The organism is Ureibacillus massiliensis 4400831 = CIP 108448 = CCUG 49529, from assembly GCF_000772965.1.
Classification (GTDB): Bacteria; Bacillota; Bacilli; order Bacillales_A; family Planococcaceae; genus Ureibacillus; species Ureibacillus massiliensis.
In genome coordinates this window covers 1-5,629 of sequence record NZ_JPVQ01000081.1, presented here as the reverse complement: position 1 = coordinate 5,629, position 5,629 = coordinate 1, and the positions used below count along the sequence as shown (strand labels likewise).

Genomic DNA, 5,629 nt, shown 5'->3' with positions numbered 1-5,629 from the left:
GGTGCCGTGTAATATCACTTCACCCCAACATTTGACATAGAACCTTTTTTAATACACCTGTCGCTGCAAAACTTCAGTAATTTTACTAGAATCCAAAGAAGGATGATTTCTCTCCCAATCTGAAATTAGAAGAATATAGGTTTTAAATAATATAAAGGCCAAAAATTCAGGGTCTTGTTGAATGTTTTCTCCCGTTTTTATTTGCTCCTGAATTAGATTTTTTAAATAATCGATTATTTTCTGATCGATTTTTTCAATTGTTTTGATGACATGAACGGTTTGGATATCCCGAGCTTCTTGAACTATTTTCATGATAAGGGAGTGACTTTGTCTAAATGCTAAAATTGCTTCAAGCACGTGACGGATATTTTCATGAAATGGTAATCCTGGTTTAATTGCTTTATTAGCAACATTCATCATTTGTTTGATGGTACTATCAACGATTTCGTCGAATAAATCTTCCTTATTGTCAAAATAAGTATATACTGTTCCTTTTCCGACCTTTGCAATCTTTGCAACACTATCCATTGTTGTACCTTTGAAACCAAATTGGCTGAACGAGGTAGTAGCTGCTTCAATAATTCTCTCTTTTTTTTCCTCAATCATTTTTCGCATTCCCCTTTATTTTCTTGGAATGTACTCAATGACAAAATCCTGTCTTTTTTCCATTAATTAATTTCATTTTAAGTTTATATTAAAATGAACTAGAATTCCATTTGAAACTTAAAAATATGAACTAAAAGAAAATTTTTCTAGATTAGTTAAGTAATATATGGTATATTTTACTACGTTCAGAACTAAAATTCATTTTGGGTCATTCAGTATCGTAACTGTTAAGAAGGGGGTTTTAAAGTGATAAAGGCAAGACTTATTTTAGTTTTGTGCCTTATTGCTGGCTTAATTGTTGGTGGTTTTTTCCTGTTAGTTAAAAAAGAAGCAGCAGGAAAAAATCTTTTGGAAGGACAGCCAACAGCATATATTGAAGGAGATGAAAGTAAGGTCAGTTTTAAGCTAGATGGACGAATTGAGGAACTTCTCGTAGATGAAGGAGATGTAGTTAAAAAAGGCCAGGTTATTGGAGTTCTACAAAATGATGAATTAAAAGCTAAAGTATCGCAGGCAGAAGCTGCGGTAAGTGTAGCAGATGGACAGATAAATGAAGCAACAGCAGCTCAATCGGCTGCGGTAGCTAAAACAGAACAGGGCAATGCAGCAGTGAATGTAACAGCAGAAACCGCTGCAAAGAAAGTTGCTCAGGCTGAAGCTGCATTAAAAGCAGCAGAAGCAAATTTGGAAGCATTACAAAATGGTGCTCGTCCAGAAGAAATCAAGCAAGCAGAAAGTCAAATGAAAGCAGCGGAAGAAATTCAAAAAGTAGCGAAGGATAACTTAGAACGTCTACAAACCTTACTGGAACATGGTTTAGCTTCCCAGGCGGATGTTGATAAGGCTAATACAACCTATCAAGAAGCCAAAGGGAAGTATGAGGTGGCAAAACAGCAATATGAAATAGCTGTCCAAGGTCCACGTGAAGAAGAGATAAAAGCTGCCAAAGCACAAGTAGATCAGGCAAAGGCTGCTCATGAATTGGCTGTAGCTTCACAAGATGAAGTTTTGGTGCGACAAGGTGAAGTGAAAGCAGCGGAAGCAGGTATTAAGCAAGCTGCTGGGGCAGTATCTACGGCACAATCAGGTAAATCTCAAGCAGAAGCCGCCTTGGCTGAAGCCAATGTGTACTTATCATATACACAGCTAATCGCCCCAACTGACGGAGTAATTAAAACGAAAGCAGCAGAAGTGGGTGAACTAGTAAGTGCAGGATTCCCAGTCTTTACATTGGAGCAAGCAGAGGAAAGATATTCGAAATTTTACTTCCCTGAAACCGAGATTTCTAACATACAAGTTGGAGATTGGGTTCAAATTGAAGTAATCGCAACCGGAAAAAAATTAAAAGCAAAAGTAGTTTCCATATCGCCTGCCGCCGATTTTGCAGTTCAAAAGGCTACACAAAACATGGATGATACAGATATTCGTTCTTTTAGTGTTAAAGTAAAATATGAAAATATTCCTAATGATGTGAAAACAGGCATGACAGTCAAATGGTTGAAACTTTTAGGTGAACATAATGGAAATTAAAGTTTGGGATATCCTTTATCGTGAATGGATGCATATTGTTAAGAATCCACATACAATTGGGCTATTATTTTTAGTTCCACTAATATATACATTCCTGTTTGGATATTCTTATTCTGGTGCTCAACTAAAAGAAGTAAACACCGTTGTGATAGATCATGATAATAGCCAATTAAGCCGACAAATCATACAAGCGTTTGATGAAAGTCAAACCTTTCATGTGACTGGTTATATGGAAAGTGAGAAGGAATTGAAGGATGCGTTAGCAATAGGAGAGATAAAGGTCGGCATTGTAATACCAGAAAACTTCTATAAACGACTTTTACAAGGTGAGAACCTTCCTATCGTCACTTTGATTGATGGCAGTAATATGATTGTAACTAATTCAACAAGTAGAGCAGCGAATTCAATCATTAGTACTTTCAGCTATGGTTTTTCACAAACGAAGCTTCAACAGCAGGGATTCCGGGATGAGGAAATTAATTCAACTTTTTTTCACATTCCTTATCGTACACGTATTTTATATAATCCAACTTCCAACTACAGTGACTTCATGGTCTATGGCTTAGTTGGAACGATATTGCAGCAGGTGTTATTTTTAGGAGTAGCTTTAACGATTACACGTGAAAAAGAAAGTGGGTTATGGGGGCAATTTGCCAAATGGAAGTTAACACCTTGGAGATTAGCTTTTGCTAAAGTCTTTCCCTATTTCTTAGTAAATTTAATTAATACACTTACGACCTTATTAGTTTGCTTATATTGGTTCAAACTACCAATGCAGGGTAACGTCATACCGCTAGTTTTGTTGTCTTGTAGTTTTACTTTTGGGGTATTAGGTATAGGATATTTAGCAAGTTTATTTGCTAAAGATCAACTAAGCGCTACTCAGGTGACTATGCTTGTTGCTGTCCCATCTTTTGTGTTATCCGGATTTACTTGGCCATTAGAAGAAATGCCTAATTTCTTAGTTGGACTCTCACAAGTCTTACCTTTGACTTATTATTTAGATGGAATTCGTCATGTATTAATTAAAGGGAATGGCCTATCATTTATATGGGGCGATATTATTAGTCTCTTACTAATTGGTCTTGTAACTTTCTTTGTCGCTTTCCTTGCTACGAGTACGATTGTATTTAGGAAGAAAGATGCTCTTTAATCGGAGAGATTAGTGAAATTGAAATAGATGTACCTAATATAAAAGTAAAATTAAACATAATACTAAAAGGAGATTACCATATTCGCCAAATTGGTAATCTTCTTTATTTGAGTCAAGTATTTGTTGGCAGTTAAAGGAAGGGACCCATAACTTTACAAATCAGAATCTCTTTTAATTAAAAACGATATATTTTACAATTAATCCCCAATCAAACGTTGAAGTTCCGTTTCGATATTAAACACCCGTTTGTTTAATGCAGATGTTTTGTAATCTACATCGGATGCTATTTTTTCGGTGAAGTCACCTAAAGTTCCAATAATCTCATTTCGAAGTTCAGCATGATCTGTTCGTAATGCTTTCACTTCTTGCTCGATTGAGTCGAGACGCTGATCCATTCCGTTTAATCGTTGTTCCATTGAGTCTAATCGGTTATTGACTGGTTCTAACTCTTCCTTTAAAACTGAGCGTAACAATTCTGCTATTTCGTTATTCATCCTCATTACCTCCACGTTTTTTTATATTATAACATAGAAGTTACTAGAGAATAATCTACTATTTGAAATGTAACTGAATCAAACACTCCAAACTTGAAATCATGATTCCGTTAATATTAGTAAGTATTCATTAAGTATAAATAGCGTCTGCTAAGAAGATCTGACAGGCTCTATTTAAACGACAAAGTAATTATTACTTGAACAACTTAAATTTGCACAGTAAGTATTCTTTTTCAATCAAAACTCCTCTATCTCCTCACGCGTTAACACCTTATTTCCATGATAGTACAATTGGTATCGATTATTACTTTAAAAGGTAGGTTGGGAGTTCTCTTTTCAAATAAGGCTGAGCATGATCTGGCCATTGTTCGATTGGTTTATTTATATAAAGCTTATAATCAAAGTCAAGATTTGTATTAAAACTATGGTTCATGTTGTCAAAGTTTAAATCATTTACTTTTGCAAAAAGTAAATCGTCGGATACTTGAACAACTTTTTTAATATTACGAATCACTACGTCTTCGTAAAAATTCGAAGCAGCTAATTGGAAAATCCCATCCTTATAGTACATCCAATTCCAATTTTCCAAATCAAACTCTGAAGGCAAGTCTAGACTATTTGGGTCTAAATCCACGTTAAAGTATTCTTTTACAGCATTTTTAACTGTTTGCTCAGTATAACCTGATCCATATTCCCCTGAGGCATCTGATTCAACGATCTTTTGCAAAATGACATATGCAATCATCGATTCATAGGTAAGGGCATCACGTTTGTCAATATTTCCGAAATAACTATAATCTGTAATTGCTTGTTCTAATTCTGGAGTCATAGTTGCTTCCTTACCATTAGCAAAATCGCCCATGTCAGTGGTTAACGTGTTAATAACATTTTCTAGAGAAGATATAGGATTTGAAAGATCCATTGCAAATTCCTTCGTTCCAATTGAACTTTTTATAATTGGTTGTTCCTCTCCTGTATAAGTATCGAAGGCTTTTTCATATGTTTGCTGATCAACTGTATCACCGTTGACCCCATAGAAAAGATTATCCTCTTCAATGTTATTGTTTAATGCGTAATAAAACTCGTCAGATAAAGTAATTGCTTTATCATGAAGCGTAAAGAATAGATTGTGCGAGTATTCACTTCCTTGTCCAGTCATATCACTAGAATGTTTGATAGCTGTTGTATTATCTTTTAATTTTACTAGTGTTACAGCTAAATCTGATGCTGTGCTTGAATCAATCGTATAAAAAGCATCCCATAGAAGTGTTGGGTCCGATTCGGAAGCTCCCCATACTTCTTCTATGTAACCATTTTGATTCCGATGTTCCATTGGATCCGTCTGATAGTCATTACTTTTAAATAAAATATACAACTCTTTTTTCGCATCGTTATTAAAATCAATTAATTCAGTGTAGACAACTCCAGTAGAGTACTCTGATTCATGATAGCTATGATTAGGTGACGCAACTCCGTAGTTTTCATAAATATCAAGCAGTATAGATGCTAATTGTTTATTTTGAGCTATGAGATCTTCAACATTATGTAATTCAGTTTGTACATTTTTAAGTAAATCATTATGTTCCTTACTAGAACTTAAAGTTTCCTCCAGCTCTGTTAAAATTCCTTTTGCCGGTTGAAATTCGTTTAGGTTTATTAGTTCAATCGCCTCTTCAAATTGTTGATTGAATTGTAACGTCTCTTCTTGCTTACTATTATCATTGCACCCAAATAAAAACTAATAGTAAGACGAGAAGAAGTAATATGTTTTTCATTTTAACACCTCGATAAAATTTATCGTATTGTCAAAAATAATTTATATAAATCGCTAATAAATGTTGATTTT

General features: G+C 34.7%; 5 protein-coding genes. 2 read left to right on the top strand and 3 right to left on the bottom strand.

Annotated features, from left to right (window positions below; all coding sequences use genetic code 11):
• Positions 1–48 precede the first annotated feature (48 nt).
• Complete coding sequence (locus CD30_RS18540; protein ID WP_036180466.1) at positions 49–606, bottom strand: TetR/AcrR family transcriptional regulator; 558 nt, start codon at positions 604–606, stop codon at positions 49–51.
• A gap of 246 nt (positions 607–852) precedes the next feature.
• On the opposite strand from CD30_RS18540, the gene CD30_RS18535 reads away from it, so the two are divergent.
• Together CD30_RS18535 and CD30_RS18530 are read left to right on the top strand one after the other, a co-directional pair.
• Complete coding sequence (locus tag CD30_RS18535) at positions 853–2,136, top strand: HlyD family secretion protein (protein ID WP_235802095.1); 1,284 nt, start codon at positions 853–855, stop codon at positions 2,134–2,136.
• Positions 2,126–3,289, top strand: coding sequence for an ABC transporter permease (locus CD30_RS18530; RefSeq protein WP_036180464.1), 1,164 nt, complete (start codon positions 2,126–2,128; stop codon positions 3,287–3,289). Before CD30_RS18535 ends, CD30_RS18530 begins: the two co-directional genes overlap by 11 nt.
• A 197-nt stretch (positions 3,290–3,486) precedes the next feature.
• Here the strand turns inward: CD30_RS18530 and CD30_RS18525 are convergent, their stop codons facing one another.
• A complete protein-coding gene (locus CD30_RS18525; RefSeq protein ID WP_036180461.1) occupies positions 3,487–3,783 on the bottom strand; it encodes a hypothetical protein in 297 nt (98 codons plus the stop codon).
• A gap of 304 nt (positions 3,784–4,087) precedes the next feature.
• Positions 4,088–5,116, bottom strand: coding sequence for a hypothetical protein (locus CD30_RS18520; protein ID WP_036180459.1), 1,029 nt, complete (start codon positions 5,114–5,116; stop codon positions 4,088–4,090).
• Between the last annotated feature and the right edge of the window lie 513 nt (positions 5,117–5,629).

Bases quoted from the DNA above. Each gene is read 5' to 3' on its own strand.
- CD30_RS18540 (WP_036180466.1), bottom strand. From the start codon at position 606: ATGATTGAGGAAAAAAAAGAGAGAATTATTGAAGCAGCTACTACCTCG.
- CD30_RS18530 (WP_036180464.1), top strand. From the start codon at position 2,126: ATGGAAATTAAAGTTTGGGATATCCTTTATCGTGAATGGATGCATATT.
- CD30_RS18525 (WP_036180461.1), bottom strand. From the start codon at position 3,783: ATGAATAACGAAATAGCAGAATTGTTACGCTCAGTTTTAAAGGAAGAG.
- CD30_RS18520 (WP_036180459.1), bottom strand. From the start codon at position 5,116: ATGGAACATCGGAATCAAAATGGTTACATAGAAGAAGTATGGGGAGCT.